The 26,548-nt window shown below is 60.3% G+C and carries 26 protein-coding genes; 18 read left to right on the top strand and 8 right to left on the bottom strand.

The window, feature by feature from the left end:
• Positions 1-163 precede the first annotated feature (163 nt).
• Positions 164-784, bottom strand: a complete 621-nt coding sequence (locus tag B723_RS15780; RefSeq protein WP_017339654.1) for a TetR/AcrR family transcriptional regulator — start codon at positions 782-784, stop codon at positions 164-166.
• A gap of 87 nt (positions 785-871) precedes the next feature.
• Here B723_RS15780 and B723_RS15775 point away from each other — a divergent pair, with 87 nt between their 5' ends.
• Positions 872-2,389 (top strand): efflux transporter outer membrane subunit, encoded by a 1,518-nt coding sequence (locus B723_RS15775; RefSeq protein ID WP_050558261.1) that lies wholly within the window; start codon positions 872-874, stop codon positions 2,387-2,389.
• A 242-nt stretch (positions 2,390-2,631) separates the two neighbouring features.
• Here B723_RS15775 and B723_RS15770 read toward each other — a convergent pair whose 3' ends face one another.
• From B723_RS15770 to B723_RS15760, 3 genes are all read right to left on the bottom strand, one after another.
• Positions 2,632-3,627 (bottom strand): AraC family transcriptional regulator, encoded by a 996-nt coding sequence (locus B723_RS15770; RefSeq protein WP_017339656.1) that lies wholly within the window; start codon positions 3,625-3,627, stop codon positions 2,632-2,634.
• A gap of 1 nt (position 3,628) precedes the next feature.
• Positions 3,629-4,642: an AraC family transcriptional regulator gene (locus B723_RS15765; RefSeq protein ID WP_017339657.1), complete on the bottom strand. Its 1,014-nt coding sequence runs from the start codon at positions 4,640-4,642 to the stop codon at positions 3,629-3,631.
• A gap of 259 nt (positions 4,643-4,901) precedes the next feature.
• Positions 4,902-6,152: an OprD family porin gene (locus B723_RS15760; protein WP_031319027.1), complete on the bottom strand. Its 1,251-nt coding sequence runs from the start codon at positions 6,150-6,152 to the stop codon at positions 4,902-4,904.
• 359 nt (positions 6,153-6,511) lie between these two features.
• Here B723_RS15760 and antA point away from each other — a divergent pair, with 359 nt between their 5' ends.
• The 15 genes from antA to B723_RS15685 all read left to right on the top strand — a co-directional run bounded on the left by antA (position 6,512) and on the right by B723_RS15685 (position 20,535).
• A complete protein-coding gene (gene antA, locus B723_RS15755) occupies positions 6,512-7,915 on the top strand; it encodes an anthranilate 1,2-dioxygenase large subunit (RefSeq protein ID WP_017339659.1) in 1,404 nt (467 codons plus the stop codon).
• Between the two features lie 2 nt (positions 7,916-7,917).
• Positions 7,918-8,409: an anthranilate 1,2-dioxygenase small subunit gene (antB, locus tag B723_RS15750; protein ID WP_017339660.1), complete on the top strand. Its 492-nt coding sequence runs from the start codon at positions 7,918-7,920 to the stop codon at positions 8,407-8,409.
• A 19-nt stretch (positions 8,410-8,428) separates the two neighbouring features.
• The gene (gene antC, locus B723_RS15745) at positions 8,429-9,451 is read left to right on the top strand and encodes an anthranilate 1,2-dioxygenase electron transfer component AntC (protein ID WP_017339661.1); all 1,023 of its coding nucleotides are present in this window, start codon (positions 8,429-8,431) and stop codon (positions 9,449-9,451) included.
• A 104-nt stretch (positions 9,452-9,555) separates the two neighbouring features.
• Entirely contained in the window at positions 9,556-10,716 is a 1,161-nt protein-coding gene (locus B723_RS15740) for an ABC transporter substrate-binding protein (RefSeq protein ID WP_017339662.1), read from the top strand.
• 66 nt (positions 10,717-10,782) lie between these two features.
• Positions 10,783-11,694 carry a branched-chain amino acid ABC transporter permease gene (locus B723_RS15735; protein WP_017339663.1) on the top strand — a complete coding sequence of 304 codons (912 nt, stop codon included), beginning with the start codon at positions 10,783-10,785 and terminating at the stop codon, positions 11,692-11,694.
• 10 nt (positions 11,695-11,704) lie between these two features.
• Positions 11,705-12,721 (top strand): branched-chain amino acid ABC transporter permease, encoded by a 1,017-nt coding sequence (locus B723_RS15730; protein WP_017339664.1) that lies wholly within the window; start codon positions 11,705-11,707, stop codon positions 12,719-12,721.
• Positions 12,718-13,467, top strand: a complete 750-nt coding sequence (locus tag B723_RS15725) for an ABC transporter ATP-binding protein (RefSeq protein ID WP_017339665.1) — start codon at positions 12,718-12,720, stop codon at positions 13,465-13,467. The genes B723_RS15730 and B723_RS15725 overlap by 4 nt, the downstream gene beginning before the upstream one ends.
• Positions 13,460-14,146, top strand: a complete 687-nt coding sequence (locus B723_RS15720) for an ABC transporter ATP-binding protein (protein ID WP_017339666.1) — start codon at positions 13,460-13,462, stop codon at positions 14,144-14,146. The genes B723_RS15725 and B723_RS15720 overlap by 8 nt, the downstream gene beginning before the upstream one ends.
• A 6-nt stretch (positions 14,147-14,152) precedes the next feature.
• Entirely contained in the window at positions 14,153-14,947 is a 795-nt protein-coding gene (locus B723_RS15715) for an alpha/beta hydrolase (RefSeq protein WP_017339667.1), read from the top strand.
• A 129-nt stretch (positions 14,948-15,076) separates the two neighbouring features.
• Positions 15,077-16,021, top strand: coding sequence for a PDR/VanB family oxidoreductase (locus B723_RS15710; protein ID WP_017339668.1), 945 nt, complete (start codon positions 15,077-15,079; stop codon positions 16,019-16,021).
• Positions 16,022-16,038: 17 nt separating this feature from the next.
• Positions 16,039-17,370 carry an aromatic ring-hydroxylating dioxygenase subunit alpha gene (locus tag B723_RS15705; RefSeq protein ID WP_017339669.1) on the top strand — a complete coding sequence of 444 codons (1,332 nt, stop codon included), beginning with the start codon at positions 16,039-16,041 and terminating at the stop codon, positions 17,368-17,370.
• The gene (locus B723_RS15700; protein ID WP_017339670.1) at positions 17,360-17,893 is read left to right on the top strand and encodes an aromatic-ring-hydroxylating dioxygenase subunit beta; all 534 of its coding nucleotides are present in this window, start codon (positions 17,360-17,362) and stop codon (positions 17,891-17,893) included. The genes B723_RS15705 and B723_RS15700 overlap by 11 nt, the downstream gene beginning before the upstream one ends.
• On the top strand, positions 17,893-18,486 hold the full coding sequence (locus B723_RS15695) for a cysteine hydrolase family protein (protein WP_017339671.1): 594 nt from the start codon (positions 17,893-17,895) through the stop codon (positions 18,484-18,486). The genes B723_RS15700 and B723_RS15695 overlap by 1 nt, the downstream gene beginning before the upstream one ends.
• On the top strand, positions 18,483-19,271 hold the full coding sequence (locus B723_RS15690) for an SDR family oxidoreductase (RefSeq protein ID WP_017339672.1): 789 nt from the start codon (positions 18,483-18,485) through the stop codon (positions 19,269-19,271). Before B723_RS15695 ends, B723_RS15690 begins: the two co-directional genes overlap by 4 nt.
• A gap of 28 nt (positions 19,272-19,299) precedes the next feature.
• Positions 19,300-20,535 (top strand): dienelactone hydrolase family protein, encoded by a 1,236-nt coding sequence (locus B723_RS15685; protein ID WP_017339673.1) that lies wholly within the window; start codon positions 19,300-19,302, stop codon positions 20,533-20,535.
• 72 nt (positions 20,536-20,607) lie between these two features.
• On the opposite strand, the gene B723_RS15680 is transcribed toward B723_RS15685, so the two are convergent.
• Entirely contained in the window at positions 20,608-22,125 is a 1,518-nt protein-coding gene (locus tag B723_RS15680) for a nucleobase:cation symporter-2 family protein (RefSeq protein ID WP_017339674.1), read from the bottom strand.
• Between the two features lie 245 nt (positions 22,126-22,370).
• Between B723_RS15680 and B723_RS15675 the strand changes: the two genes are divergently transcribed.
• Positions 22,371-22,652, top strand: a complete 282-nt coding sequence (locus B723_RS15675) for a BrnT family toxin (RefSeq protein WP_017339675.1) — start codon at positions 22,371-22,373, stop codon at positions 22,650-22,652.
• A 3-nt stretch (positions 22,653-22,655) separates the two neighbouring features.
• Entirely contained in the window at positions 22,656-22,973 is a 318-nt protein-coding gene (locus B723_RS15670; protein WP_017339676.1) for a BrnA antitoxin family protein, read from the top strand.
• Here B723_RS15670 and B723_RS15665 read toward each other — a convergent pair.
• From B723_RS15665 to B723_RS15655, 3 genes are all read right to left on the bottom strand, one after another.
• Positions 22,970-23,797 (bottom strand): arylamine N-acetyltransferase family protein, encoded by an 828-nt coding sequence (locus B723_RS15665; RefSeq protein ID WP_017339677.1) that lies wholly within the window; start codon positions 23,795-23,797, stop codon positions 22,970-22,972. The genes B723_RS15670 and B723_RS15665 overlap by 4 nt on opposite strands.
• Before the next feature lie 111 nt (positions 23,798-23,908).
• Positions 23,909-24,703 (bottom strand): exodeoxyribonuclease III, encoded by a 795-nt coding sequence (locus B723_RS15660; protein ID WP_017339678.1) that lies wholly within the window; start codon positions 24,701-24,703, stop codon positions 23,909-23,911.
• A 253-nt stretch (positions 24,704-24,956) separates the two neighbouring features.
• Positions 24,957-26,528, bottom strand: a complete 1,572-nt coding sequence (locus tag B723_RS15655; protein WP_017339679.1) for a sensor domain-containing diguanylate cyclase — start codon at positions 26,526-26,528, stop codon at positions 24,957-24,959.
• Positions 26,529-26,548 lie beyond the last annotated feature (20 nt).

Below are 26,548 nucleotides of genomic sequence, written 5' to 3'. Positions count from 1 at the left end.
AGCGGATACACCATGCTTATTCAAGTGACCATTTATGTCAATAGTCACTACCGAGACGAATGAACATCGCCCACTTGATCAGAGCAAAGCAAAGAGGCTCGATATCTAGTTTTTTCAGGCGCACACGCTGATACGGATGCGCAGCGCATCCGTCAGCAGAGGTTTAAGGCATCAGGCTGCGCAGAACAAGATTGGAGATGAGAGAAGGGGCTTCTTCAACAAAATCGAGGTTGTACTGCAATAGCAGAGGATTCATGAAAGGCCGCAGAGCGAGATGAATCGACTCTACCGTCTCGTCCAGCGGAGTCTTGCGTTCAAACTCGCCGAGCTCTCGCCCCTCACGCACGATTTGCAACACGAAGCTCTTGATCTGAGCGTCATAGACTTGTGAGCTGGGCCATCGCTCCGACGCGGCGAACGCTGCGATGTCGTAGAGTTTACGGTCGTTAAAGAACAGGCTCACACCTGTAGCGATTAAGGTTTTGACCAGGCGCCGAAAACGTTCAGTCGGCGAGATGCCGTCTACATTGATGGCTTGCTCCACTGCCGCAACGATTTCAGTCAGGCAATTTGTACAGATTGCTTCACCAATCGCCTGCTTGGATTCAAAGAATTTGTAGATGTAAGCCTTGGAAAAGCCGATGGCCTTGGCCAGGTCAGAAACCGTTGTTTTGCCATAACCATATTGACTGAAATGTTCGTTGGCCGCCGCGACAATCTGGTCTCGAATGTCGTGATCGGCTGGGCCACGGGCGCTGGGCGAAGAAACTGATGGCTGATTCATGCGAGCAGCTTACTCATCCCAAAGGTGGTTGACAACTTGTGACCAAATTGTAATATCGTCACAAACCGACCCTTTCGCAGGTATCGCATGCACCCTCCTCCTCGTTTCGCCGTTTTACTGTGTTTGGGTATGGTTGCAGGTTGCGCAGTGGGCCCCGACTACTCAAAACCCCGTGTGGAATTGCCCGAGCATTTCTCCGCGCAAACGTCCAAGGCACGACAACTGGGCGCCGCAAATGACGATCTCGCCGCTTGGTGGAACGCATTTAATGACCCAATACTCAGTCAGCTGATAAATCGAACACTTGAACAGAACCTCGATTTAGCCCAGGCAAACGCAAGGATCGAGCAGGCTCGCGCCGGTTTGGGCGCAGCTAACGCAGCCCTCCTGCCGTCGGCTACCGTCAATGGTCAAGCGGCCCGAGCCCGTCAGTCATTGGAGACGCCGTTGGGCCAAGTGCTGAACTCAGACCCTTCCTATAATCGCTACGGCAGTGCCTATGAGGCGAACTTGAATGCCGGCTGGGAGCTGGATGTGTTTGGCGGGCTGCGCCGAGGTAAAGAAGCGGCCTTCGCCGATTATCAGGCCTCGCAAGCCGGAGCGATTGCCACACGCCTGGCAGTGGTCGCGCAAACAGCCGACCTTTACATCAGCATCCGTGGCCTGCAAGCACGCCTGGAAATTGCCCGGCAGCAAGTAGACACACGACAACAACTGCTCACCACCATCGAACATCTCTACGCAAAAGGCCTGGCGGCTGAACTGCAGTTGAACCAGACCCAAGGCGCGCTGAACCAAGCGCGGGCCACCGTGCCGGTACTGCAAGCGGGCATTGACACGGCAATGAATGCGCTGGATGTCATGTTGGGCAAGGTGCCCGGCACTTACAGCGCGCAGTTGGCTAAGCTGGCGCCCATCCCTGAGGTGCCAGGCCTCTCGGACATGGGCGCTCCAGCCGACCTGCTGCGTCGGCGTCCAGACTTGATCGTCGCGGAGCGCCGTCTTGCGGCATCCAGCGCGCGCATCGGCGAAGCCATGTCCGAGTACTACCCCAAACTGTCTGTGGCTGCGCTGCTCGGCAGTGCTACATCGGTATCCAGCGCAAACCTGTTCAGCAACGGCGCCAGTCAGGCTTCGGCCGCACTGGGATTACGCTGGCGGCTGTTCGATTTTGGCCGCATCAACGCCCAGATTGATTTGGCAAAGGGCCAGGAAGCCGAAGCCTTGGCCGCTTACCGCCAGTCCGTTCTGCGGGCCTGCGAAGATGTGGAAAACGCTGTTTCGGCACGGATCAACCGCGAGCAACAATCGACCCAGCTCGCCCAGGGCGAGTCGGCGTATGCGAAAGCCAGAGCGACATCGTTTGCCGCCTATGAAAAAGGCGTGGTCAGCTTGATCGAAGTGCTGGATGCCAATGAACATCTCCTAGCGGCATCTGATGGCAGAGCCCAGGCACAAACTGAATCGGCTCGCGCTGCAGTGGCCACGTTCAAAGCATTGGGCGGCGGTTGGCAGCGAGATGACTCAGATGCTCGCGTTGTCTCAAAAAGAGCGGAAACTCGAATGTTTTTTCCTGATCCAGGGATATCGAAAGAACTCCAATAAAAAACGGGCTGGATTAGGATAATCGTAAGGATATATATACTAAAAACCAGAATAATTTCATTGTAGAACAAATGCTTATTATTCTGTTCGAGTCCAGGTCGTGAGCCAGACAAGGTTCGGAGAAGGCTTTCAAAATCTCTGAACACCAAAAACCCGCCTTAATGGCGGTTTTTTTCGTTTCGGCATGATTATCCAGAAATCTTGGCCTGCAACAGGCCAACCGGAATCGCCCCTCACCCCTCTCATGCCTGAGACCTCATCGTCTGCTTCGGCAACTCTCCAAAGCGCTGCCGATAGTAATTGGCAAACCGCCCCACATGCCCGAACCCGAACTCCAGCGCTACCTCGGTCACGCTGGTGTGCGGTCTCGCCAGCAAGTACTCCCTGGCGGCTTCAAGCCGTAATCCGCGCAAGCGGTCCATCGGACTTTGGCCGTATTCGCGTTGGCATAAGGTGTTCAAGCTGCGAATGCTCACCCCGCCAGCAACCGCCAGTTCAGCCAGGGAGATGCCTTGAACAAGGTGCTCGCGCATGCAGGCGTCGATTTTTTGCAGTTGACGGGAGGGCTGCCGCGGCAAAGGCGACTCTTGTTGAGCAACGCCACAATGGCTGAGCAGAAACAGAGGCAGGCTTTGCTCCAGATGCTGCAACCAGCGTGAAGGCGGTGCACTCGATTCGCCCTCGGGCAAGTGCTCCAGCAACTCGCTGACCAGACGAAACCAGCGCACCGCCAGTGGCCGTTCCAGACGGCTGACCGGCGCTAACGTGAAGCCCGACGGCAAGTCATCGGCCAGCGCATTCTGGCTGGCATCGAGCAATGCCCGTGGCAGTTTGAGGATCAGTTGCTCGCAACCCTCCTCCCACACCACTCGAGCCTGATTGCGCGGAGACAGGATCGCTACTTCTCCCGGGCTGACGTCATAGCCCATGCCGTCGGACTCGAGAGTGGCACTGCCTCGCAGCGGCATTTGTACCAGCACGAAATCTTCGAAAGGCTGTGGCCGGATTTCTACCTGGCCGCCGTAACGCAGCGCATACAGTTCGCAACTGGCGACCTGGCCGCGATAGAACGCCGTATCGACGCCACCCCGCGGCCAATCCAGCTCATGTTCCACCAGCGCCTGCCCCATCAAACGCTGGGTTTCCAGCGCCGAGCGACTGGTAAAGACCGGTTCGCGGCACATCAGCGATAGGTTCAGGCCCACGCTGTTGGCGGTGGCCGCGTGGAAAGTCGTCATGTCAAAGCGACCGGTTGCGACGGGCTTCGCTGCGCTGCAAAGTGGCACTGGGCGTTTCGTTGAACAGCTTGCGGTACTCGCTGGCGAACCGGCCCAGATGCGAAAACCCCCAGCACATCGCGATCACGGAGATGTTGCGCACCGAGGCGTCTTCGAGGATTTCCTGGCGAACGGCGCCGAGGCGAAACTTTTTCAGGTAAGCCATGGGTGAGACACCCATGTGCTTGCGAAAGCCTTCGAACAGTTTGAAGCGGGATACACCCGCCGCCGCCTCGATGTCCTCCAGGTGGATGTCTTCGCGGGCGTTGCTTTCTATGAAATCCTTTGCGCGCACCAGGTAATACGGCAACTTGACGCCCAGTTGATCACGAAGTTCGGCGCTGTAGTTATTGGGCTGGGAAAGGATGAGCCCCTTGATCAGCGCGCTTTCGATATCGCGGGTGAAAAACACCTGACTGAACAGGTCGTGACCGCGCTCCAGCTCATCGATGTAGTAACGGGCCAGCCGCCACCAGGAGGCAGAGGCGCCGTTGACCGCATCCATCACCGGCTCGAACTTCAGCGGCATTTCCAACGGGCGTTGCAGCATGCCTTCCAGTGTCTGGCGCATGGCCATGCGGGTGATCACCACGGAGATCTTGTGACAGTCACCTGCCATGCTCAGTGTCTGGGTTTCGTGCGGTGTCACGATCAGTCCCTGATCCTGATTGGAGTACAACCGACGGCCATCCTTGACCAACTCCTGCTCGCCGCGAATCGGCAGGCTGAGGCTGTAGCAATTGAGGTGTTCGGCATCCTCGACGCCAATGGTCACGTCTGTGCCGTATTCCATCCGGCCCAAGGTCGTGGACATGGATTTGAAGACATTGGCCTTGTGGTGAAACTGAATCCGGTTCGGCTGCGAGGTCTGCAGTTCGTGCGGCCCGCAAATGCCGGCCATCCACGCCCGGGCACCAGCCAGGTCGTAGCGATCTATGCGGATATCTCGAAACTGGACAACATTTGGTTCGGTCATGACGGTGCACCCACGGCAATGAACATCGACACGCTCTTCGGCGCGTATTCTCATTGGATTTGCAAGGGCTATGCCCAGCCGGTGCGAACAGGCGAAATCCGCACTTTTCGGCCAGTAATCGGAAACTATCTGGATATCGAACGCGTTGCGCGGCCTTGACGCGCACAGCGATGGTGCCAAGAGCGGTCGACGCAATGGGTAAAACGCTACCCGATGCGTCACTTCCGCGCGCAACCGCGTCCGATTTCAGGGCAGGACGTTACCAAAATTTCCAGGTGTAAGTCGTGATCAGGCGGTTTTCCACCCAGTCATTGCCGTGGCTGAATTTGGCGACGACGTTGCCGGCCTCCACGCCCACGCCTTTGAGCGGACCGCTTTGCACCACGTAAGACAGCACCAGGTTGCGCTCCTGCTCCGCTGCCTGGCTGAGGTTGTCACCGCGGTCCACCGAACTGCCTTTCAAGTATCGGGTCATGAAACTCAGGCCCGGCAGACCCATGGCGGCAAAGTCGTAGTCATAACGCAGTTGCCAGGATTTTTCGTTGGGCTTGATGAACGCCACCCGCGACCAGTTCACCAGGAACGGTTGCGGCACATAACCGCCCAGTGTCGGGAAGTTGCTGTCGCCGAGCATGCGCTGGTATCCCACGCCGAATCGGTGACCGCCCTTTTTCAGCGATGTCATGGCGCCATAGGAACGGTTGTCAATGTCGCCGTAGAGAGCGTCGCCGTCTTCGCTGTTGTTGAAGTAACGCAGATCAGTCTTCAGCGCATAGCCGTCGCCCAGGTCTGCCAGATGGGTGATGCCCAGGTAGTGCTGCTGGTAGATGTCTTCCAGTTGCGCGTAGAAGTAAGTACCGGTCAGCGACGGAGTGAAAGCATAACTGGCACCGGCAAGGTTGAGCCCGTCACTGCCGTGGCGCACACCCGAGCCGGTCTGCAGGTACAGTTTTTCGTAGTTGGAGGAGTTACGCGCACCGATCTGCGTCAGCCGCCCGGCGGTCAATGTCAGGCCGTCGATTTCCTTGGATTCGAGCAGACCACCGCGATAGGTCGTGACCAACTGGCGTGAATCGTCAATGATCACCACCGGCAGTAACGGCCGCAGTTCACCGACTTTCAGCTCTGTTTTCGAATAGCGCATTTTCAGCGTCGCCCCGCCACGGCCATACTCATCGGCCTGCTCCTGACGGCTCCGGCTGTAAGGGATGATGGAGTCATCGCCGCGCCCGCCACCGCCATCCAGTCTGTAGGCATACTGCACCTCGGCATCCAGGCCGAACTGCACCGGGCCTTCGGTATAGCCGGAGGCGAAACGCAGGTCGAAACCCTGAGTCCAACTGCCCACCCGTGAATGGGGTGGGTTGTCCTGTTTGAAATCCCGATCGATGTAAAAGTTGCGGGTACCCAGTGTGAGCCGGCTGTCAGAGACCACGTCGGCCTGCGCCAGTATTGGCGTCAACAAGCCAACTGTTTGAATCCCTCGAACTAACCACGTTTTATGCAACATATTATTTCTTCCCCCTGCCGCGTTTAGAGCAACACATGAATAGAAGGCACTTCTGGTTAAAACCAGGGCCATGAGTAATGGCAGTTTCCAGTGACCTGCAGCGAGACACTCTGGTGGTGCTTCGATTGAAATTAAGCCGCAACAAGTTCCCCAGCGGCTATCCCGTTACTGGAAGACAATTAGCCGTTTGCTCAGCCTTCATATGCGACACAACCCAGTGTTTACGGGATAAAACCACCAGCAACCCAAGATCAAGGCTTATTTTCCGGATGGGTTTCCACTAATAAGCGGATAGACCCTGTCCATCGCCACGTCATTTAATGAAGGCGTGAATTAGCCCATTGGCCGAGGACTGGGATATGACAACTGCACGAAGTATCGAACAGTGGAAAAGTTATATAGAAAGTTGCCTGGACTTCCGTCCGGAAGACGGTGTTTATCGCATCGCTCGCGATATGTTTACCGACCCGGAATTGTTCGATCTGGAAATGGAACTGATTTTCGAGAAGAACTGGATTTATGCCTGCCACGAAAGCGAGATCGCCAATAATCACGATTTCATGACGATGCGTGCCGGCCGCCAGCCGCTGATCATCACCCGCGACGGTGAAGGTCGTCTGAACGCCCTGATCAACGCCTGCCAGCACCGTGGCACCACCCTTACCCGCGTTGGCAAGGGCAACCAGTCGACTTTTACGTGCCCCTTCCACGCCTGGTGCTACAAAAGCGACGGCCGGCTGGTAAAGGTCAAGGCGCCGGGCGAATACCCCGAAGGCTTCGACAAGGCTACCCGCGGCCTGAAAAAGGCCCGTATCGAAAGCTATAACGGCTTCGTGTTCATCAGCCTCGACGTGGAGGGCACCGACACCCTGGAAGACTTCCTCGGTGACGCCAAGGTGTTCTTCGACATGATGGTGGCGCAGTCTCCTACCGGCCAGCTCGAAGTGCTGCCGGGCAAGTCGGCCTACACCTACGACGGCAACTGGAAATTGCAGAACGAGAACGGCCTGGACGGTTACCACGTCAGCACCGTCCACTACAACTACGTGGCCACCGTGCAGCACCGCCAACAGGTCAACGCCGAGAAAGGCCTGAATTCCAGCGACACCCTGGACTACAGCAAGCTGGGGGCCGGCGACAAGGAAACCGACGACGGCTGGTTCGCTTTCAACAACGGCCACAGCGTTCTGTTCAGCGACATGCCCAACCCTGCCGTGCGCCCGGGCTACGCCACCATCATGCCGCGCCTGGTCAAGGAACACGGCCAGGGCAAGGCCGAGTGGATGATGCACCGCCTGCGTAACCTGAACGTCTACCCGAGCATGTTCTTCCTCGACCAGATCAGCTCGCAGCTGCGCATCATCCGCCCGCTGGCCTGGAACAAGACCGAGATCAACAGCTTCTGCCTGGGCGTGGTCGGCGAGTCGGACGCCGATCGGGAAAACCGCATTCGTCAGTTCGAAGACTTCTTCAACGTATCCGGCATGGGCACCCCCGATGACCTGGTGGAGTTCCGTGAAGCCCAGCGTGGCTTCCAGGCTCGCCTGGAACGCTGGAGCGACATTTCCCGCGGCCAGGGCAAATGGGTCGAAGGCGCTACCCGCAACAGCGAAACCATTGGCATCGCCCCGGCGCTGACGGGCACCGAGTTCACCCATGAAGGCCTGTACGTCAACCAGCACGCTAACTGGCAGCGCTTTTTGCTGGAGGGCCTGGCGCGCAAGGCGGCCGAACAACAACCGTTGAAACTGCGTGAGGTGTGAACATGAATTCGCAACTGCAATACCGCGTCGAGCAATTTCTCTACCGCAACGCCGAGGCTTGCGATGCCCAGGACTGGGACACCTACCTGGCCATGTTCAGCGATGACAGCGAATTCCACCTGCCGCAATGGGATTCGGAGCACGTCTACACCACCGACCCGAAAAAAGGCATGTCGCTGATCTACTACCCCAACCGGGGTGGCCTGGAAGACCGGGTGTTCCGCATTCGCACCGGCAAGGCGGCATCGACCATCCCGATGCCGCGCACCCTGCACCTGATCAGCAACGTGCGAATCGCGCCGCTACAGGATGATGAGCTGGAGGTCCGGGTCAACTGGAGCACCCTGTACTACCGCATGCAAACCGCCGAGCAGTTCTTCGGCCGCGCGACCTACCGCCTGCGCCCCGACGGCGAGAGCTGGAAGATCGCCCGCAAACACGCAGTGCTGCTCAACGACACGATCAACTCAGTGCTCGATTTCTACCATCTCTGAACCCTGCGGATTAACGCTCATGACGTACAAGGTCGCCTTCAGTTTCGCCGATGGCAAAACACTCTTCTGCAACGTGCAGAACAATGAAATCCTGCTCGACGCGGCCCTGCGCAGCGGAATCAAGATTCCGTTGGACTGCCGCGAAGGGGTTTGCGCGACCTGCCAGGGCCGCTGCGAATCCGGGCAGTACACTCAGGACTATGTGGACGATGAAGCACTGTCGGCCAGTGACCTGGCCGAGCGCAAGGTGCTGACCTGCCAGACGCGTGTGCAGTCCGACGCTGCCTTCTACTTCGACTTCGATTCCAGTCTCTGCGGCAGCAGCGGCCCGAGCAGCCTGCAAGGCACCGTAAGCGAAGTGCGACAGGTATCCCCGACCACCGCCATCGTGCATGTGGAAGTCGGTGCAGCGGGTGCGGCGCTCGACTACCTGCCAGGCCAGTACGCGCGCCTGCAAGTACCGGGCACCGAGCATCGGCGCTCGTATTCCTTTGCCTGCGCGCCGGGCAGCAGCAACCTGCAGTTCCTCATTCGCTTGCTGCCCAGCGGCGTGATGACCGATTACGTTCGCGATCGTTGCCAGGTCGGTGACGTGATCCACATGGAAGCACCGCTGGGTGCTTTCTACTTGCGTCATATCGACCGCCCGCTGGTGATGGTGGCCGGCGGCACCGGGCTGTCGGCGTTCCTGGGCATGCTCGACCAGATCGCCGACCAGCACGGCTGCGGCCATCCGGTGCATCTGTACTACGGCGTGCGCGAGGCTGCGGACCTGTGCGAGGTTTCGCGCATCGAGGCCTATGCCGCACGCATCCCCGGGTTCCGTTTCACGCCCGTGGTCAGCAATCCCAACCCCGACTGGCCGGGCAAGACCGGCTATATCGCCGAACACCTGGAGTTGGCCGAGCTGCGCGACCAGCCGTTCGACCTGTACCTGTGCGGCCCGCCGCCGATGGTCGAGTCGATCAAGGACTGGCGACAGCAGCAAGGCCTGGATCAAAGCCGCCTTTATCTGGAGAAGTTCACCGAGAGCAACAGCTGACACGGCACCCCATAACAACAATCAATCGGCCCGACCGAACACTGAATCACTGCCCTCATCGATATCCACCGTGCGTTGGCACGACCTACTTCATAGGCCGCCTCATGAAAAACCTGGTATTGCGTGCATGTCTGGCAACCTCCCTCTGTGCAGCGACGGCTGCCCAGGCCGTGGAGCCTGTCCGAATCGGCTTCATCACCACCCTCTCCACCCCCGCCGGCTACCTGGGCGAAGACTCGCGGGACGGCTTCCAGCTGGCGATCGATCAGGAGGGCGGCAAGCTCGGCGGGGTGCCGGTGCAACTCATTGTGGAAGATGACGGACTGCAACCGGCCAAGGCCAAGCAGATCGCCGACCGCATGAGCCTGGACGGTATTTCGCTGTACACCGGGGTGATTTTTTCCAACGTGCTGGCGGCCGTGATCAACACCGCCACCAAGGACGGTTTCTACGTCAGCAACAACACCGCGCCCTCGACCCTGGCCGGTGAAAAGTGCATGGCCAACTACTTCGTCGCCTCCTACCAGAACGACACCCCCCACGAGATGGCCGGTGTCGCCGCCAACGAGCTGGGCTACAAGAAGATGGTGATTCTGGCGCCCAACTATCAGGGCGGCCGTGACGCACTGGCCGGTTTCAAGCGCACCTTCAAGGGCGAAGTGACCGAGATCTACACCAAGCTCAACCAGCTCGACTTCTCGGTGGAACTGGCGCGCGTGCGTGCGCTGGCGCCGGATGCGATCTTCCAGTTTCACCCGGGCGGCGGCGGCATCAACTTCGCCAAGCAGTACGGCGGTTCGGGCCTGTCGGCGCAAATCCCAATGGTGGTGCCGGTGTTCTCCATGGATGAACGCATGCTTGCCGCCACCGGCGATGTGGCCAAGGGCACCAACATCGTCACCCTGTGGAACCCGCAATCGGATAACCCGGCCAACCAGGCCTTCGTCAAAGCCTTCACCGAGAAATACAAGCGCGCCCCGACGGTGTATGCCGCCCAGACCTACGACACGGCACGACTGATCGGCGCCGCCCTGAAGACCTCCCAGGGCAATCTGAAAGACCAGGCGGCCTTCCGCTCGGCCATGAAGAACGTCAAGTTCGACTCCATTCGCGGTGACTTCAGCTTCGCCCAGAACCAGCACCCGGTGATCGACTGGTACCTGCTGCAAGTACAGGCCGGCGCCGACGGCAAGCTGATCGAAGTGCCGATCAAGACGCTCGCGACCCGCCACGTCGACAGCTACGCCGCTCAATGCTCGATCTGACCGGCACCTGAGCCCCCGTCCTCGCCCTGCAGAAACCTGCAGGGCGTTTTCATGAGGAACGCAGTCATGTTATTGCTCGAACAGATTCTCAACGGCCTGCAATACAGCGCCTTGCTGTTTCTGCTGGCCTCGGGCCTGACCCTGATTTTCGGCATCATGGGCGTGATCAACCTCGCCCACGGTGCCTTTTACATGGTCGGCGCCTTCTGTGCCGCCTACACCGCCATGGCGACCGGCTCGTTCTGGCTGGGCGGCCTGGCCGCGCTGATCGGCTCGGCCTGCTATGGCGCGCTGATTGAAACGTCGATCATGCGTCACCTCTACAAACGCGATCACCTGGATCAGGTGCTGGCGACGCTGGCCGTGGTGTTTTTCAGCAACGAATTGCTGACCCTGATCTTCGGTCGCAGCCCACCGGCGATGCCCACGCCCGAGTGGTATTCCAGTTTTGTCCAAGTGCTGCCGGGATTGATGTACCCGGTCAGCCGACTGCTGTTCATCGCCGCAGGGCTGGTGGTGGCGGTCGGCATGTGGCTGCTGATCAACCACACGCGCCTCGGCATGCTGATTCGCGCCGGTGCCGACGACCATGAAATGGTCGGCGCGCTGGGCGTCAACATCGCTCGACTGTACACCCTGGTGTTCGTCTTCGGCTGCGTACTGTGCGGCCTGGCCGGCTTCATGGCGGCACCGCTGCTGTCGGTGGAAATCGGCATGGGCGAAAAGATCCTGATCACTACCTTCGTGGTCATCGTCGTCGGCGGTGTCGGTTCGGTGCGCGGTGCGCTGGTCGGGGCCCTGCTGATCGGCATGGTCGACAGCCTGGGCCGTGCCTACATTCCGCCGCTGCTGGACCAACTGCTGCCCAGCGAAACCAGCGGCACCCTGAGCGCCGGGCTGATTTCCGCCAGCGCCTACATCGTCATGGCCCTGGTGCTGCTGGTGCGTCCGCGCGGCCTGCTGCCGGCCCGTGCCTGAGGAGAACGCTATGTCACCACGCCTTATCATTGACCTTGCGTGCCTGGCGACCTTCGCCTGCATGCCGCTGCTGGCCCACTGGCTGCACGAACCCTACCTGGTCAGCTTCTTCACCCGCCTTGCGATCTACGGCATGGCGGCCATCAGCCTGGACTTGCTGATCGGCTACGGCGCCATGGTCAGCTTTGGCCATGCGGCGTTCTTCGGACTGGGCGGTTACATCGTCGGCATCGTTGCCTTCCACACGTCACAAGGCATGCCGCTGTGGGGCTGGGAAGGCAGCAACAGCGCGCTGGTGGTGTGGCCTCTGGCCCTGCTGGTATGTGCGTTGCTTTCGTTGCTGGTGGGTTATCTGTCGCTGCGTACCAGCGGCGTGCAGTTCATCATGATCACCCTCGCGTTCGGCCAGATGCTCTACTTCGTGCTCGGCTCGCTGTCGCTGTACGGCGGTGACGACGGCATCCTGCTCAACGAGCGCAATACCCTCGGCGCACTGGACCTGGGCGACGCCAACCACTTCTACTACCTGTGTGTAGCGCTGCTGACCGGTTGGTTGCTGTTGTGCCGGCGACTGGTCAATTCGCGTTTCGGTTTTGTTCTACGCGGGCTCAAGCAGAGCGAGCGGCGCAGCGTCAGCCTGGGCCTCAAACCCTTGCGCTATCGCCTGACGGCCTTTGTGATCGCGGGCACCGGCGGTGGCCTGGCGGGAATTCTGTGGGCCAACTACGCGCTGTTCGTCAGCCCCGACATGGGCGCCTGGCACAAGTCCGGCGAGTTGATGGCGATGGTGATCCTCGGCGGCGTCGGCACCCTGCTCGGCCCGCTGCTGGGCGCGGCCACCTACCTGGGCCTTGAACAAGTGCTGAGCCAGTGGACCGAACACTGGATGCTGATTTTCGGCCCGCTGTTGTTGCTGGTGGTGCTGTTCGGCAAAAAAGGCGTTTACGGACTGCTGCTGAGCTTGCTGCAGCGCAAACAGAACGTGGTTGCCGTCAAATCGAACACCGCCGTGGAGGCACGCCCATGAGCGCAAAACTGTCGATTCAGGATTTGCACAAGGCCTTCGGTGCGGTGAAAGCCACCAACGGCGCCAGCCTTGAACTGGCCGAAGGCGAGTTGCACGCCATCATCGGCCCGAACGGCGCCGGTAAATCCACGCTGATCGCGCAGATCGCCGGGGAAGTTTTCCCAGACCATGGCCAGATCCATCTCAATGGTCAGGACATCACCCGCGTACCAGCCTGGCAGCGGCCGCGCCTGGGACTGGCGCGGGCATTCCAGGTCAGTCAGCTGTACACCGAGTTCACCCTGCTGGAGAACGTCGCCCTGGCTATCGCCGCTCGTGACGGCAAGACGTTCGGCATGTGGCGTCCGCTGAGCCGCGACACTCGCCTGCTGGAACCGGCGCTGGGCTACTTGCAGCAAGTGGGCCTGGGCGCTCGCGCGCAAGACCCGGTCCACGAGCTTTCCCATGGCGAACGACGGCAACTGGAGATCGCACTGGCACTGGCTCAGGAAGCATCGGTGCTATTGCTCGACGAGCCTATGGCCGGGATGGGGGCCGACGAATCCGCGCGCATGACCGAGTTGCTGCACAGCCTCAAGGGCCGCTACGCAATCCTGTTGGTGGAACATGACATGGACGCGGTTTTCGCCCTCGCCGACCGTATCACTGTGCTGGTCTACGGTCAGACGGTGCTGACCGGCAGCGTCGAACAAGTGCGCAACGACCCGCAAGTGCGGGCCGCCTACCTGGGAGAAGAACATGCTTGACGTTCAAGGCTTGAAAGCGGGCTATGGCTTGAGCCAGGTGTTGTTCGACATGCACCTGAGTATCGAGCAAGGCCAGGTGGTGTCGTTGATCGGCCGCAACGGCATGGGCAAGACCACCACGGTCAAATCGATCATGGGGTTGCTCAAGCCCAGTGCCGGCAGCATCCGTATCAACGGCACGGAAATGCGTGGTGCTGCGCCCTATCGCATCGCCAAGGCCGGCCTGGGACTGGTGCCGGAAGGCCGCCGCGCCTTCGGCACCTTGAGTGTGCGGGAAAACCTGCTGGCCACCGCCACGCGGGGCAAGTGGGACCTGGCGCGGGTCTATGAACTGTTCCCGCGCCTGCTGGAGCGACAGGACCAGCTGTCTCGCACCCTGTCCGGTGGCGAGCAACAGATGCTGGTGGTGGGCCGCGCGCTGCTGACCAACCCCAGCCTGTTGATTCTCGACGAAGCCACTGAAGGCCTGGCCCCCATCATCCGCGAGCAGATCTGGCGTTGCCTGGCCACCCTCAAGGCCGAGGGTGAGACGATTCTGGTGATCGACAAGAACCTCAAGGAAATGGCTCGGGTAGTTGACCGTCATCACATCATTGAGAAAGGACGGCAGGTCTGGGATGGCACGCCTGTGGAGCTCGCGGCTCAACCCGAACTGTCGCAACGCTACCTGGGAGTGTGAGCAGCCATGGACCTCGATCAGGCTTACAACAACGTCGCAGCAGTGGGTGATTTTCCACAGATCATGCAGCGTTTTCGCCAACGCAGCGCCGAGACCTATGCGAGTCACGCCTGGCAACGTGGCATGTCCTATGGCGATGCCCCGCGCGAGCGTTTCGATTGGTACGCCCACGCGGATGCCGGGGCGCCGACACTGCTGTTCATTCATGGCGGTTACTGGCAGGCCTCGGACAAGGACGACTACGCCTTTATCGCCGAGGGGCTGATCGAGGCCGGCTTCAACGTCGGACTGCTCGAGTACACCCTGGCGCCCGAGGCGAACATGAGCACCATCGTCGGGCAGATCGCCAAGGCACTGGACCACCTGATGGCGCACCGTGAAGCCTTGAACATCGGTCGACAGGTGGTGCTTTGCGGGCACTCGGCGGGAGGCCATCTGACCGCGCTGCATCGCCGACATCCGCTAGTGACCCTGGCCCTGCCGATCAGCGGCCTGATGGAGCTCGACCCCATCAGCCGCTGCTGGTTGAACGACAAGCTGCAACTGAGCAAAGAGGATATCCAGCGCTTTAGCCCGCAAAGGCTGATCGGCGATGGAGCACCGTTGCTGGTGACCGTGGGCGCGAATGAATTGCCGGAGTTGATTCGACATTCGCGCGAGTACGCCAGTGCCTGTCGCGAGGCCGGGCAGACCGTGAGCCTAGTCGAACTTGCAGGGTGTCATCACTTCGCTGTGCTGGACGATCTGGCCCAGGCGGATGGCGAACACTTGCGGGCCCTGCTTGTGCACCTCAAGCGTTAGCCTGCCTGCAGGAGCGCGCTCGCTCCTGCAATTCACTCTCGCCAGAAGTGGATACCGGTTTGCCTTTAACGGCTTTTTTGCCCTCCTCAAGCTTCATACAGTGGCTACGAATTCAGACAGGAATTGCGTATGTCCAGCCTCTCGCTCAGGGTCGAACACATCGAGCTATTGACCCCCAGAATCCGCCGCGTCCTGCTGGTATCCTGCGACGCCCGGCCACTGCCGGGTTTCACCGCCGGGGCGCACCTTGAGTTGCACGTACCCGGCAATCGCACTCAACGCCGGGCCTATTCGCTGGTCAACCTGCCCGACGGCGAGCACTACGAAATCGCCGTCCAGCTCGAAGTGTCGAGTACAGGTGGATCGCGTTGGGTGCACTCGCTCAAGGTCGGCGATGAACTGCTGGCCGAATCGCCACGCAACCACTTTCCACTGCATGAGCACACCGAACATGCACTGCTGATCGCCGGCGGCATCGGCATCACGCCCATGCTTGGCATGGCCCGGTCGCTGCGAGCAGCGGGCAAGCCCTTCACCCTGCACTACGCCGGTCGCGATGAAGCACAGATGGCCTATCTGCCAGAGGCCCGCGCCTGCCAGGACAACCATTGCTGGATCAGCGGCGGCGACCCGCAAAAGCGCCTTCCGGCCGCTGCAATCCTGAGCGCGCCAAGACCCGGCCTGCACCTCTACATCTGCGGCCCTACCGCCCTGCTCAACAGCGTGCTGGCCTGCGCTCGAGAACAGGGTTGGGCAGAAGATCACCTGCATTACGAACTGTTCAGCGGCGCCCTGGAAATGGCCGGCGATCAAGGTTTTGAGGTGCACCTGCGCGAAAGCGGCGTGAGCCTGCAAGTGGCCGCCGGGCAAAGCGTACTGGACGCCATGCTCCAGGCCGGCCTGGACCCGATGTTCGACTGCCGACGGGGTGACTGTGGCGTGTGCGTCGCCCAGGTCATCGACGGGCAACCCGATCACCGCGATATCTGCCTGTCGGAGCGTGACCGCGCCAGCGGCAGTTTTTGCACTTGTGTCTCCCGTGCCCGCAGCGCGCTGCTGGTGCTCGATCTGTGACAAACCGAGGACATCCCGTGATACCGACCAACGAGCAAATTGCTGCCTTGATCCGTGAGGACAGCGTCCACAAGAGCGTCTACACCGACCCGACCCTGTTCAAGCTGGAGATGGAGCGCATCTACGGCAACGCCTGGATCTACGTCGGCCATGAAAGCCAGGTCAAGAACCCCGGCGACTACCACACCACGCGTATCGGTGATCAGGACGTGATCATGGTGCGCGGCGCCAACCAGCAGGTCAGCGTGCTGTACAACCGCTGCCCGCACAAGGGCGCCAAACTGGTGGCCGACGGTGATGGCAGTGTCGGCAAATTCTTCCGCTGCCCGTATCACGCCTGGACCTTCAAACTCGACGGCCAGCATTTGTCGGCACCGCTCAAGAGCGGTTTCGAAGGCACCTGCTACGACCCCAAACACCCGGATTTCTCCATGGTCAGCCTTGCCCGCGTCGAGACCTATCGCGGCTTCGTGTTCGCCAGCCAGGCGGCGTTCGGACCGGACCTGAAAGCATTTCTGGGTGGCGTCATCACCTCCATCGACAACCTCTGCGACCGTTCACCGGTCGGCGAAGTCGAGGTGGCCGGCGGCATCTTCCGTGTTCAGCAGCGCTCAAACTGGAAGGTGTTCTACGAGAACCTGCACGACACCATGCACGCCCGTGTGACCCATGAATCGTCGGTAGACGCTGCGCGTGACGAAGCCCAGGCCATCGGTGAAATGCCCTTCGAGCTGCTGATCATGGACGGCAATGGCGAACCCTACGACTTCTGGGAAAAACTCGAACTGCGCGCCTACCATAACGGCCACGGCTACATGGAAGCGATCTTCGACCCGGGCGCTGCCGAACGCGACGAGGTCTCCCGCGCTCACTTCGAATGCCTGAGCCAGGCCTACGGCGAGCAACGCGCCAAGGAAATCCTGGGCATGAACCGTCACAACACGGTGATCTACGGCAGCGGCTCGCCGCACACAGTGTTCATGCAGTTCCGGGTGATCCGCCCCATCGCCGTGGACCGGACCATGGTCGAGATCCAGACCTTCCGCTGCAAGGGTGCTCCGGATGCCGTGTTCGACCGCGCGCTGACCTACGCCAACGTCATCAACTCGCCCTCCTCCAACGTGATGCCCGACGATGTCGAAGTCTATGCCCGCTGCCAGGAAGGCAACATGACCCGCGGTGGCGAGTGGATCAGCATGCACCGCTATGTTGGCACCGACAGGCCGCTGGAGGACGGCGCGGTGTCCACCAACGGCACCAGCGAACTGCCGATGCGCAACCAGTTTGCCGCCTGGAAACAGTTCATGACCGCCACCCTGATCGCCAAGGAGAGCACCCATGCTGCTTGACCGCCGAATCGACGTCGACACGCGCCAGTTGACCCCCGCCCAGGTTCCCGTCGAGACCCTGCGCCAGATCGAACAGTTTCTTTACCGCGAGGCGCGCCTGCTGGACGAGCGGCGTTTCTGGGAGTGGGACAAGCTGTTTACCGACACCGGCATGTACTGGGTGCCGCACAAGCATGAGCAAGCCAACCCGTTCGATCATATCTCGCTGTTCTGGGAAAACCGCATGCTGCGCGAGGTGCGGATTCGGCGGGTGGAAAACGCCCGCAACTGGTCCCAGCAACCGCAAACCCAGACCGCGCACCTGGTCGGCAATGTGATGGTCGAGGGTCTCGACACCCAGGGGCTGCTGGTGGTCAGCGCCAGCTTCCAGTACAGCGAGTGGCGCCTGGAGCAACGTCAACTCGCGGGTCGCTACACCTATAAATTGGCCGTTCAGGACAATGGTGGCTGGCAGATCCAGCTCAAGCGCGTCGACCTCATCAACTGCAACGATGTGTTCGCCAACCTTGAGGTCTTCGTGTGATGAACGCCCCGGTGGTGATCGCCCTGCACTATCAGAATGACGTGTTGCACCCCGACGGCAAGATAAGGGTCGGGCTGGGGTCCGATGACAGCCTGCGTGCTGCACTGCTCGATGCCGCCGGCAGATTACTGGCCGGCGCACGCGCCAAGGGATGGCCGATCGTTCACGTGCGCGTGGCGTTCCGACCGGACTATGCCGACCTGATCCAGAACGCGCCGATTCTGCGCACTGTCGCCACCCTTGGCGCTGCCCGGGAAGGCAGTTGGGGAGCGGAGTTTTTCAGCGCCCTGGCGCCGCTGGACAGCCGCCATGAATTCGTCGTCACCCACAACCGGATCAATGCTTTTTATGGCTCACCGCTGGAAACCGTGGTGCGCCAGTTCAACCCTACGCACCTGCTAATCGCTGGCGTGGCGACACACTCGGTGGTGGAAAGCACAGTGCGCCATGCGGTGGATTGCGGATTCGAAGTGACGGTGGCGGCAGATGCCTGCGCCAGTGCGGACAGCGGCACGCATGCGGCCTCGCTGGCGAGCATGGCGCTGATCGCCCGTATCAGTCACGTCAACGAAGCACTGGAGGACTGGGCATGATGCTCGAAGGCAAAGTGGCGATTGTGACCGGCAGCACTCAGGGACTGGGTATGGACATCGCTCGACAGCTCTTGGCCGAGGGCGCTCAGGTGATGCTGGTGGGGCGTAACGCCGATAGCGGTCAAGCATTGGCGCAAGCAATGGGATGCGGGTTTTCAGCCTGCGACGTGGAGCGCGACGAAGATATCGACGCGTGCATCACGGCCACGCTGGCCCACTTCGGCAGGCTCGACATTCTGGTCAACAACGCGTGCCTGTACGCCGATCAGGGACTGGCCTCTGACCGCGCACAGTGGCTGAAAACCCTGAACGTCAATCTGGTATCGGCGGCGATCTTTACCCAAAAGGCCGCGGTGCATCTGCCCAGCGGCGGCGTAGTGATCAACATTGGCAGCACCGGCGGTAAATTCGGCGCAGCCGGGCGTGCACTCTACCCCGCCTCCAAGGCCGGCATCCTGCAACTGACGAAAAACCTGGCCGTGACCCTGGCCCCGGAGCAAGTCCGGGTGCTGAGCGTATCCCCGGCCTGGACCTGGTCGCCCAGCGTCGCCGACCTCAGCGACAACGATCCGCACTTGGCCGATCGGGTCGGGGCACCTTTCCATCCGCTCGGGCGCATTGGCCGGGGTCATGAGATCGCAAGCGTGGTGGCTTTTCTATGCAGTGCCGGCGCCGGCTGGATGACCGGTGTCGACGTGCCGGTGGACGGCGGCTTTTCGATCCTCGGGCCAGACCGTGGCGTGTCGCCGCGAGTGTGGTTTCAACAACACCGTGACAGCCAATAAAACCTGATAACCGAGTGAGGTAGAAAACATGGGCAAGATGATTGAGATACGGGCAACGGACAGCAACGCCACGTTCGGCGGTTACCTGGCTCTGCCAGCCAGCGGCAAGGGCCCCGGGGTGGTGATCGGCCAGGAGATTTTCGGTGTCAACGCCAATATGCGCGCGGTGGCCGATTTCTATGCCGAAGAGGGCTACGTGGCACTGGTGCCGGACCTGTTCTGGCGCCTGCAACCGGGCGTTGACCTGGGCTACACCGAAGCGGATTTCGCCGTTGCCATCGACCTGTTTCAGCGTCTGGACGTGGACAAGGCCATCACCGACATCGACGCCAGCTTCAAAGCCCTGCGTGCCCTGCCTGAAGTCGAAGGTTCGGGCCTGGGTTATGTCGGCTTCTGCATGGGTGGCAAACTGGCCTGGCTGACCGCCGCGCGTACCGATGTGGCCTGCTCGGTCGGCTACTACGGCATGGGTATCGAACACCTGCTGCACGAATCGAAAAACCTGAAGGGCCGGCTGGTACTGCATTTTGCCGAGAATGATGGCTACTGCGACGCCAATGCCCGCGCCCGGATCAGCGAGCACCTGGCCGGCAACGACAAAGCCGAAATCTACGTATACCCAGGCGTCGACCATGCCTTCGCCAGGGCCGGGGGCTCACACTATGACAAGCCTGCCACGCTGATGGCCCATGAACGCAGCATCGCCGCACTCAAGCGCGAGATCGGCCCCCACTTCAACCTGTCAGCCCTGTGGGAAGAACACATCCGCCACGAATTCGAGACCCGCGACGTACCCGCCACCATGGCTACCATGGTCGCCGAACCCTACGTCAACCATATCCCGACCATGACCGGCGGCGTCGGCGCCAGGGAACTCAGCCGCTTCTATCAACACCATTTTGTCCACGGCAATCCGCCAGACATGAAGCTCATCCCGATTTCCCGCACCATCGGCGCATTGCAGATCGTGGATGAGTTCATCATGTGTTTCACCCACAGCACTGAAATTGACTGGATGCTGCCCAACGTCGCACCGACCGGCCGGTACGTCGAGATTCCGATGCTGGGTGTGATCAAGTTCCGCGGGGACAAGCTGTACCACGAGCACATCTACTGGGACCAGGCCAGTGTGCTGGTGCAGATTGGCTTGTTGAACCCTGAAGGGCTGCCGGTGGCGGGAGTGGAAACGGCAAGAAAGCTATTGGATGAACAACTGCCGTCCAATACGTTGATGGGGCGCTGGACGCAAAGCGAGCAAGAATGACTGCGACCTTCTGATCTGTAAAAAGGCCGATCTGTCGCTCAACAGATCGGCCTTTTTTCATACGCTCAAACGTCAGACATGCTCACTGCTTTTCGCAGGCACCGCCCGTGGTTCTCCATGCCCATGATCCACCTCCACCACCGGGACCTCTTTACCGTCGCAGTCGTGCAACTTGCCTTCGCTGAAGTAATCCCCTTCGCGCAGCGCGGCCAGATCCTGATAACGCAGGACCCGTTCAGTACCCGCCGCAAACACCGACTGCTGATCCGAGTTACCGGCAGTAAGGTGGTTGAAGGTCAGGTTCAGCACGATGGCCATGATCGCCGAAGAGCTGATGCCCGAGTGGAAGATCGTCGCGAACCAGCTTGGGAAATGGTCGTAGAAATTCGGCGCAGCGATGGGGATCATGCCGAAACCGATGGAGGTGGCGACGATGATCAGGTTGACGTTGTTGCGGTAGTCGACCTTGGACAGTGTGCGAATGCCGCTGGCCGCCACGGTGCCAAACAGCACGATTCCGGCACCACCCAGCACGGAAGTCGGCACGGCGGCGATGACTCGGCCCATGAATGGCAGCAGGCCGAGGATCACCAGAAACAAGCCGCCGGTGGCCACCACGAAACGGCTCTTGATCCCGGTCACCGCCACCAGGCCGACGTTCTGGGCGAACGCGCTTTGGGTGAAGGAGCCGAAGATCGGCGCGATCATGCTCGACAGCATGTCGGCGCGCAGGCCATTGCCCAGGCGTTTGGAGTCGACCTTGGTGTCGATGATTTCACCGACGGCGAGGATGTCCGCCGAGGTTTCCACCAGTGTCACCATGACCACGATGCACATCGACAGGATCGCTGCGAAGTGGAAGGTCGGCATGCCGAAGTGGAACGGTGTAGGGAAGCCGAACATCGGGCCCTGGGTGACGGACGAGAAGTCTGCCATGCCGAGAAACACCGCGATGACTGTGCCGATCACCATCGCCAACAGAATCGAGAGCCGGGAAATGGTCGCGCTGCCAACCTTGCTCAGCAACAGCACCAGCACCAGCGTCACTGCCGCCAGACCGATGTTCGCCATGCTGCCGAAGTCTGGTGCATGACTGTTGCCACCCATGGCCCAGCGCGCGGCCACCGGCATCAGCGTCAGGCCAATGGTCGTGATCACGATGCCCGTCACCAGCGGTGGGAAGAATTTGGTGATGCGCGAGAACACCGGCGTGATCAGCAATCCGATCAACGACGCGGCAATCACCGCCCCGAGAATCGACTGAAACCCGCCCTCGCCACCACTGCTGACGATCGCCACCATCGTCGCGACGCCAGAGAACGACACGCCCTGCACCAGCGGCAACTGGCAACCGAAAAACGGTAAACCGAGGGTCTGCAGCAACGTCGCCAAGCCCCCCGCAAACAATGAAGCAGCAATCAACAAGCCGATGTCCGCCGGCGAGAGCCCGGCCGCCTGGCCGATGATCAAAGGCACCGCGACGATACCGCCATACATGGTCAGAACATGTTGCAGGCCGTAAGCCATATTCGCGCCGACTCCGAGGTTTTCGTCCTCAGGCCGTTGGTGTGAAACATGGGGCGTTTTCATGGTTGGGGGGTTCCCTGGTTTTTGTTATGCGCACACTGTATGCAAGACTCAGGACAAATGTCTATAGAGTTGTATACAACTCACCAGTCAGATTATGGACAGGTGTCCATCCCCACCCGCAGCATCCTTCAATAAACCTTGAAATATATCCGTCCCGAGCCTCGTTCGCTCCCCCGCTAGTCTTTTGAGTTCCTGGCGACCACCGGTAGCGTCGCTCCCTTTTTTATACATATAAAGTATGCATAATGAAGCCATTCGAAATTCAGTATCACAAGGCAAAAAACGCGGCGAACAAACTGAAGCACCAAGGCATCAGCCTCGCAGAGACTGACGCCGTGTTCCATGACGAACGGGCGCTGACGCTCCAGGATGATCTTCATGACGAGCAACGATGGATCATCATGGGGCTGGACGCCAAAGGTCGCCTGCTGGTCGTCGCGTACACCTACCGTGAGCCGAATTTCGTTCGAATCATTTCCGCGCGTCTCGCCACAAAAAACGAGCGTCGCCAATATTTGGAGGCTTGAGTAATGAAAGATGAATACGACTTCAGCAATGCCAAGCGTGGGGCGGTTGCCCCCGGCAAAGGCAAGACCCGCATTACCATCATGCTGGATGAAACGGTCATAGAAGCCGCTCGCACGCTTGCGGAAAGCGAGGGGTATGGCTACCAGACGGTGATCAACAACACACTGCGACACGCGTTGCTCAGCGACAGAAACACACCTGCCGGGACCGGGCATCTCAAAAAGGGCATAACGCCCTCCGATCTGAAAAGCCTGGAAAAGAAGTTGCTGGATGCCGTCAGCGAAATCCGTCAATTGATGGAGCCTGACGTCCGCCCCTAGTCCTGTTCGATCAACCGCCCAAGCACCTGCTTCAAATGTGCGTGCTCAGGCACCCGGATCCCGAACTCGCTCGCCAGCAACCGGACCAGATCAGCCACCTCAGTGATCTGCCGCCGCTCGCTCTCGCTGCCGATCCGGTGGATGGCAAAACTGCCATTGTTCAGCGTACGGCGCCACCCTTCCCCTGTCCGCGCCACCATAAGCTGTTTGGCAAAAGATGATTCGGGATGGGTTGAGACATACCAGTTGCCGACGGCGTAATCGATGTCTTCCTGGCGTTGCAGGTCGAAGATGTACATCGCGCGCCACTCACCAGCGACATTGGCGCGCAGGGTGTAGCCGTCTGCGTGGCGTTCAATCCGATAAGGTTCATGAGGCGTGAGTTGCTCCTCCGGAGTGTCGAGCAGCAGCGGCGCGGTGGGGACCATACCGCCGAATCCCACATCGGTGATGTAGCGCACGCCCCCCAGGGTGACCAGGCTCAAGCGGTGCGTACGCGCGGTCCACGCCCCCTCGGGCTGGCCCATGACCACGCGGCCGGAAATGCCGCAAGCGTCGAAACCCAGCGCCTGAAGCAGGGCCAGGAACAGGTTGTTGAGTTCATAGCAGTAACCACCGCGGCCATCGTGCAGGACTTTTTGCTCGATGGACGGCAAGTCGATGAGTACCGGCTCGCCAGACAACGTGGTGAGGTTTTCGAACGGGAACGCAGCGGTGTGACGAAACTGCAGCTGACGCAGGGTTTCCAGGGTTGGCGCCGGTGGCGCGTCGAAACCCAGACGTTGCAGGTACAACGCAAGATTGCTCAGACGTAGCTCGCTCATTGCTCGATCCTTATGCATGGGGCCGCGGATCTCTCCGCCGATGGGCGCCATGTATAAGGGAAAAAGCGGTCCGCCCGACAATTGATTTCGCCAATAGCCACGCATATACAATCAACGGCGCTTGCGTGAACCCAGTTGAATCCACGTCGGGGCATGGTCGCTGGCATGTGGCTCGTTGCGCACCCACGCATCGACACCCGCGTCTTGCAGATAAGGGCTCAGCGCCGGGTTGAGCAACAGATGATCGATGCGCAACCCGGAATTTTTCTGCCAATGCTGTCGGAAATAGTCCCAGAAGGTGTAGAGCCGATCCTCCGGATACAGATGGCGCAGGGCGTCGGTCCACCCCTGATCCAGCAACCGTTGATAACACTCGCGGCTTTCCGGTTGCAGCAGCGCATCCTTGAGCCAGGACCGTGGGTTATAGATATCCAGGTCAGTCGGCACCACGTTGTAGTCACCGGCCAGCACCACCGGGTGTTCGCTGCTCTGGAGATCCTTGGCGTAGGCAATCAGCCGCTCGAACCAGGCCAGCTTGTAATCGAACTTCGGCCCCGGCTGCGGATTGCCGTTTGGCAGATACAGGCAGCCCACCAGGACACCGTGCACAGCAGCCTCCAGATACCGACTGTGGGTATCACCGTCGTCACCCGGCAAACCACGGCGACTCTCCAGCGGTTGCGCATCCCGGGCCAGAATCGCCACCCCGTTCCACGAGGCTTGACCCTGCCATATCGCGCCGTAGCCGGCAGCCTCAAGCTCTGCGGCAGGAAATGCACTGTCCACCGACTTGAGCTCCTGCAGGCAGGCGATGTCCGGTTTCTCCCGCTCCAGCCAGGCCAGCAGGTTTGGCAGCCGGGCGCGCATGCCATTGACGTTGAACGTTGCGACTCGCAGATTCTTCATGGGCCAGCGCTCCGGACATGTGTGTTCAGTGTGTGACATCCACGCATTCCGGTGGTTGCGTCGGCCGGATCGACGATGGCGCCCAACAATAATCCCGGTGAGCCTTCCGGCGGCCACAGCAGCGACGGCGGCAATAAGGGCGATGGCGGCTCGGGCTCTTCACGCGACAGCTCCGGCGAAACGGGCAGCTCCAGTCGCTCAGGTGCGGGAGGCGAAACTGGCGGTAGCTGACCGCGCGCAAGCCGACCTCATCTCAACGATCCGAGCGCATCAGTTCCCCGACACCGCCGTCCATCGACAGCACCGCCGAACGGTTTCGTCCGGAATGCTTGGCCTGATACAACGCCGCGTCCGCGCGTTCAATGAGCACTTCGGTGCTGTCCAGGCGCGTCGGTACGAAGGCATAACAACCGAGACTGACCGTCACATAACCACTGGGCGCGGCGCTGTGATTGATGTTCCGGGTCATGACGCTGCGGCGGATCTGCTCGGCAATGACCATCGCACCCTGAATATCCGTATTCGGCAGCAACACAGCGAATTCCTCGCCGCCGTAACGCACCGCCAGATCGGTGGTTCGATGGCAGCAACTCTTCACCACCCTCGCCACTTCGGCCAGGCAATGGTCACCCGCGACATGGCCGTAAGCGTCGTTGTAGCGCTTGAAGTAATCGATATCGAGCATGATCAGGCTCAACGAACTCGACTGCCGGATTCCACGGCCAAACTCGAGGTCCAGCGCTTGTTCGAACAGTCGGCGATTGGCCAGGCCGGTGAGACTGTCATGGGTCGCGATCAGCTTCAGCGCCTCCTTGGCCTTGCGCAAATCCTTCTCGACCCGTTCACCGAGGCGCACCTGGCGCACGAACACCCAACCGAACAGCCCCACGCCCAGCACAACCAGCGCCACAATGACGCTGGATTTAAACGCCGTGTCATACCAGCCCTTGAGAATCGAATCCCGGGACGAGGCCGCGGACACCACCAGCGGATAGGCGTCGAGTTGCCGGTAGCCTTGCAAGCGGACAGTGCCATCGAGTACAGAACTGATCATGGCGTTGCCGGACATTGCGCCTGCCAGGTACTTGCTGAAAATCTCCCCTTTGGCTAGTGACTGGCCAATCTGCGCTTCCACAAACGGCCGTCGCGCCAGCAGCGTTCCGTCAGTCAGCGCCAGAAAAATAGAGCCGTCGTCATCGATGCTGAAGCTTTTGAAAAACTGATCGAAGTAGGACATTTTGATGCCGGCCAGCAACACGCCCTGGAAATGGCCGTCCTTGTCATTCACCCGCTTGGAAACCGGAATGATCCATTCGCCATTCACGCGACTGCGAATCGCCGGGCCGATGTGCGCCAGGGACGATACGTTCTGCTGGTGAAACAGGAAATAGTCGCGGTCCGCCACGCCGGGGCCGCGGGGCAGATCCTCGAATGAGGTGACGACCCATTGCCCCTTTTGATCGAACAGGAAGATCCCGTGCAACTGACTGAGTGTCTGTACCCGTCGGGCAAACGTTTTCTGTAGACGCGGGATCTGCGCCGGGACGAACCCGTCAACCTGAATCCAGTCCGCCAGGCTGGTCAGTACCAGGTCGGCCTTCATGAACGTGTCTTCAGCCTGCTGGGCCATGGCGCGGGTGAGGTTCGAAGACGCCACTTCGGCCACCGCCAGATCGTGCCGGCGCGATTGCTCCAGTTGCAGATAAAGCAAACCGCACAGGCACAGACACACCACGACAATAAACAGCACCGCCGCCTTGCGCAGGGGTAACCGTTTCAAATTGACGCCACTGGCGTCGCGCGGGTCGTCACCGGAGATAGGCAAAAGCTCGTCCTGCAAGGGTA

The sequence above is a fragment of the Pseudomonas fluorescens NCIMB 11764 genome (assembly GCF_000293885.2).
GTDB classification, from domain to species: domain Bacteria; phylum Pseudomonadota; class Gammaproteobacteria; order Pseudomonadales; family Pseudomonadaceae; genus Aquipseudomonas; species Aquipseudomonas fluorescens_B.
This window is presented reverse-complemented; position numbering and strand designations above follow the sequence as displayed.

What these genes read in the sequence shown, in the direction of transcription:
- B723_RS15780 (WP_017339654.1), bottom strand. Translation starts at nt 784, where the DNA reads ATGAATCAGCCATCAGTTTCTTCGCCCAGCGCCCGTGGCCCAGCCGAT.
- B723_RS15775 (WP_050558261.1), top strand. Translation starts at nt 872, where the DNA reads ATGCACCCTCCTCCTCGTTTCGCCGTTTTACTGTGTTTGGGTATGGTT.
- B723_RS15770 (WP_017339656.1), bottom strand. Translation starts at nt 3,627, where the DNA reads ATGACGACTTTCCACGCGGCCACCGCCAACAGCGTGGGCCTGAACCTA.
- B723_RS15765 (WP_017339657.1), bottom strand. Translation starts at nt 4,642, where the DNA reads ATGACCGAACCAAATGTTGTCCAGTTTCGAGATATCCGCATAGATCGC.
- B723_RS15760 (WP_031319027.1), bottom strand. Translation starts at nt 6,152, where the DNA reads ATGTTGCATAAAACGTGGTTAGTTCGAGGGATTCAAACAGTTGGCTTG.
- antA (WP_017339659.1), top strand. Translation starts at nt 6,512, where the DNA reads ATGACAACTGCACGAAGTATCGAACAGTGGAAAAGTTATATAGAAAGT.
- antB (WP_017339660.1), top strand. Translation starts at nt 7,918, where the DNA reads ATGAATTCGCAACTGCAATACCGCGTCGAGCAATTTCTCTACCGCAAC.
- antC (WP_017339661.1), top strand. Translation starts at nt 8,429, where the DNA reads ATGACGTACAAGGTCGCCTTCAGTTTCGCCGATGGCAAAACACTCTTC.
- B723_RS15740 (WP_017339662.1), top strand. Translation starts at nt 9,556, where the DNA reads ATGAAAAACCTGGTATTGCGTGCATGTCTGGCAACCTCCCTCTGTGCA.
- B723_RS15735 (WP_017339663.1), top strand. Translation starts at nt 10,783, where the DNA reads ATGTTATTGCTCGAACAGATTCTCAACGGCCTGCAATACAGCGCCTTG.
- B723_RS15730 (WP_017339664.1), top strand. Translation starts at nt 11,705, where the DNA reads ATGTCACCACGCCTTATCATTGACCTTGCGTGCCTGGCGACCTTCGCC.
- B723_RS15725 (WP_017339665.1), top strand. Translation starts at nt 12,718, where the DNA reads ATGAGCGCAAAACTGTCGATTCAGGATTTGCACAAGGCCTTCGGTGCG.
- B723_RS15720 (WP_017339666.1), top strand. Translation starts at nt 13,460, where the DNA reads ATGCTTGACGTTCAAGGCTTGAAAGCGGGCTATGGCTTGAGCCAGGTG.
- B723_RS15715 (WP_017339667.1), top strand. Translation starts at nt 14,153, where the DNA reads ATGGACCTCGATCAGGCTTACAACAACGTCGCAGCAGTGGGTGATTTT.
- B723_RS15710 (WP_017339668.1), top strand. Translation starts at nt 15,077, where the DNA reads ATGTCCAGCCTCTCGCTCAGGGTCGAACACATCGAGCTATTGACCCCC.
- B723_RS15700 (WP_017339670.1), top strand. Translation starts at nt 17,360, where the DNA reads ATGCTGCTTGACCGCCGAATCGACGTCGACACGCGCCAGTTGACCCCC.
- B723_RS15695 (WP_017339671.1), top strand. Translation starts at nt 17,893, where the DNA reads ATGAACGCCCCGGTGGTGATCGCCCTGCACTATCAGAATGACGTGTTG.
- B723_RS15690 (WP_017339672.1), top strand. Translation starts at nt 18,483, where the DNA reads ATGATGCTCGAAGGCAAAGTGGCGATTGTGACCGGCAGCACTCAGGGA.
- B723_RS15685 (WP_017339673.1), top strand. Translation starts at nt 19,300, where the DNA reads ATGGGCAAGATGATTGAGATACGGGCAACGGACAGCAACGCCACGTTC.
- B723_RS15680 (WP_017339674.1), bottom strand. Translation starts at nt 22,125, where the DNA reads ATGAAAACGCCCCATGTTTCACACCAACGGCCTGAGGACGAAAACCTC.
- B723_RS15675 (WP_017339675.1), top strand. Translation starts at nt 22,371, where the DNA reads ATGAAGCCATTCGAAATTCAGTATCACAAGGCAAAAAACGCGGCGAAC.
- B723_RS15670 (WP_017339676.1), top strand. Translation starts at nt 22,656, where the DNA reads ATGAAAGATGAATACGACTTCAGCAATGCCAAGCGTGGGGCGGTTGCC.
- B723_RS15665 (WP_017339677.1), bottom strand. Translation starts at nt 23,797, where the DNA reads ATGAGCGAGCTACGTCTGAGCAATCTTGCGTTGTACCTGCAACGTCTG.
- B723_RS15660 (WP_017339678.1), bottom strand. Translation starts at nt 24,703, where the DNA reads ATGAAGAATCTGCGAGTCGCAACGTTCAACGTCAATGGCATGCGCGCC.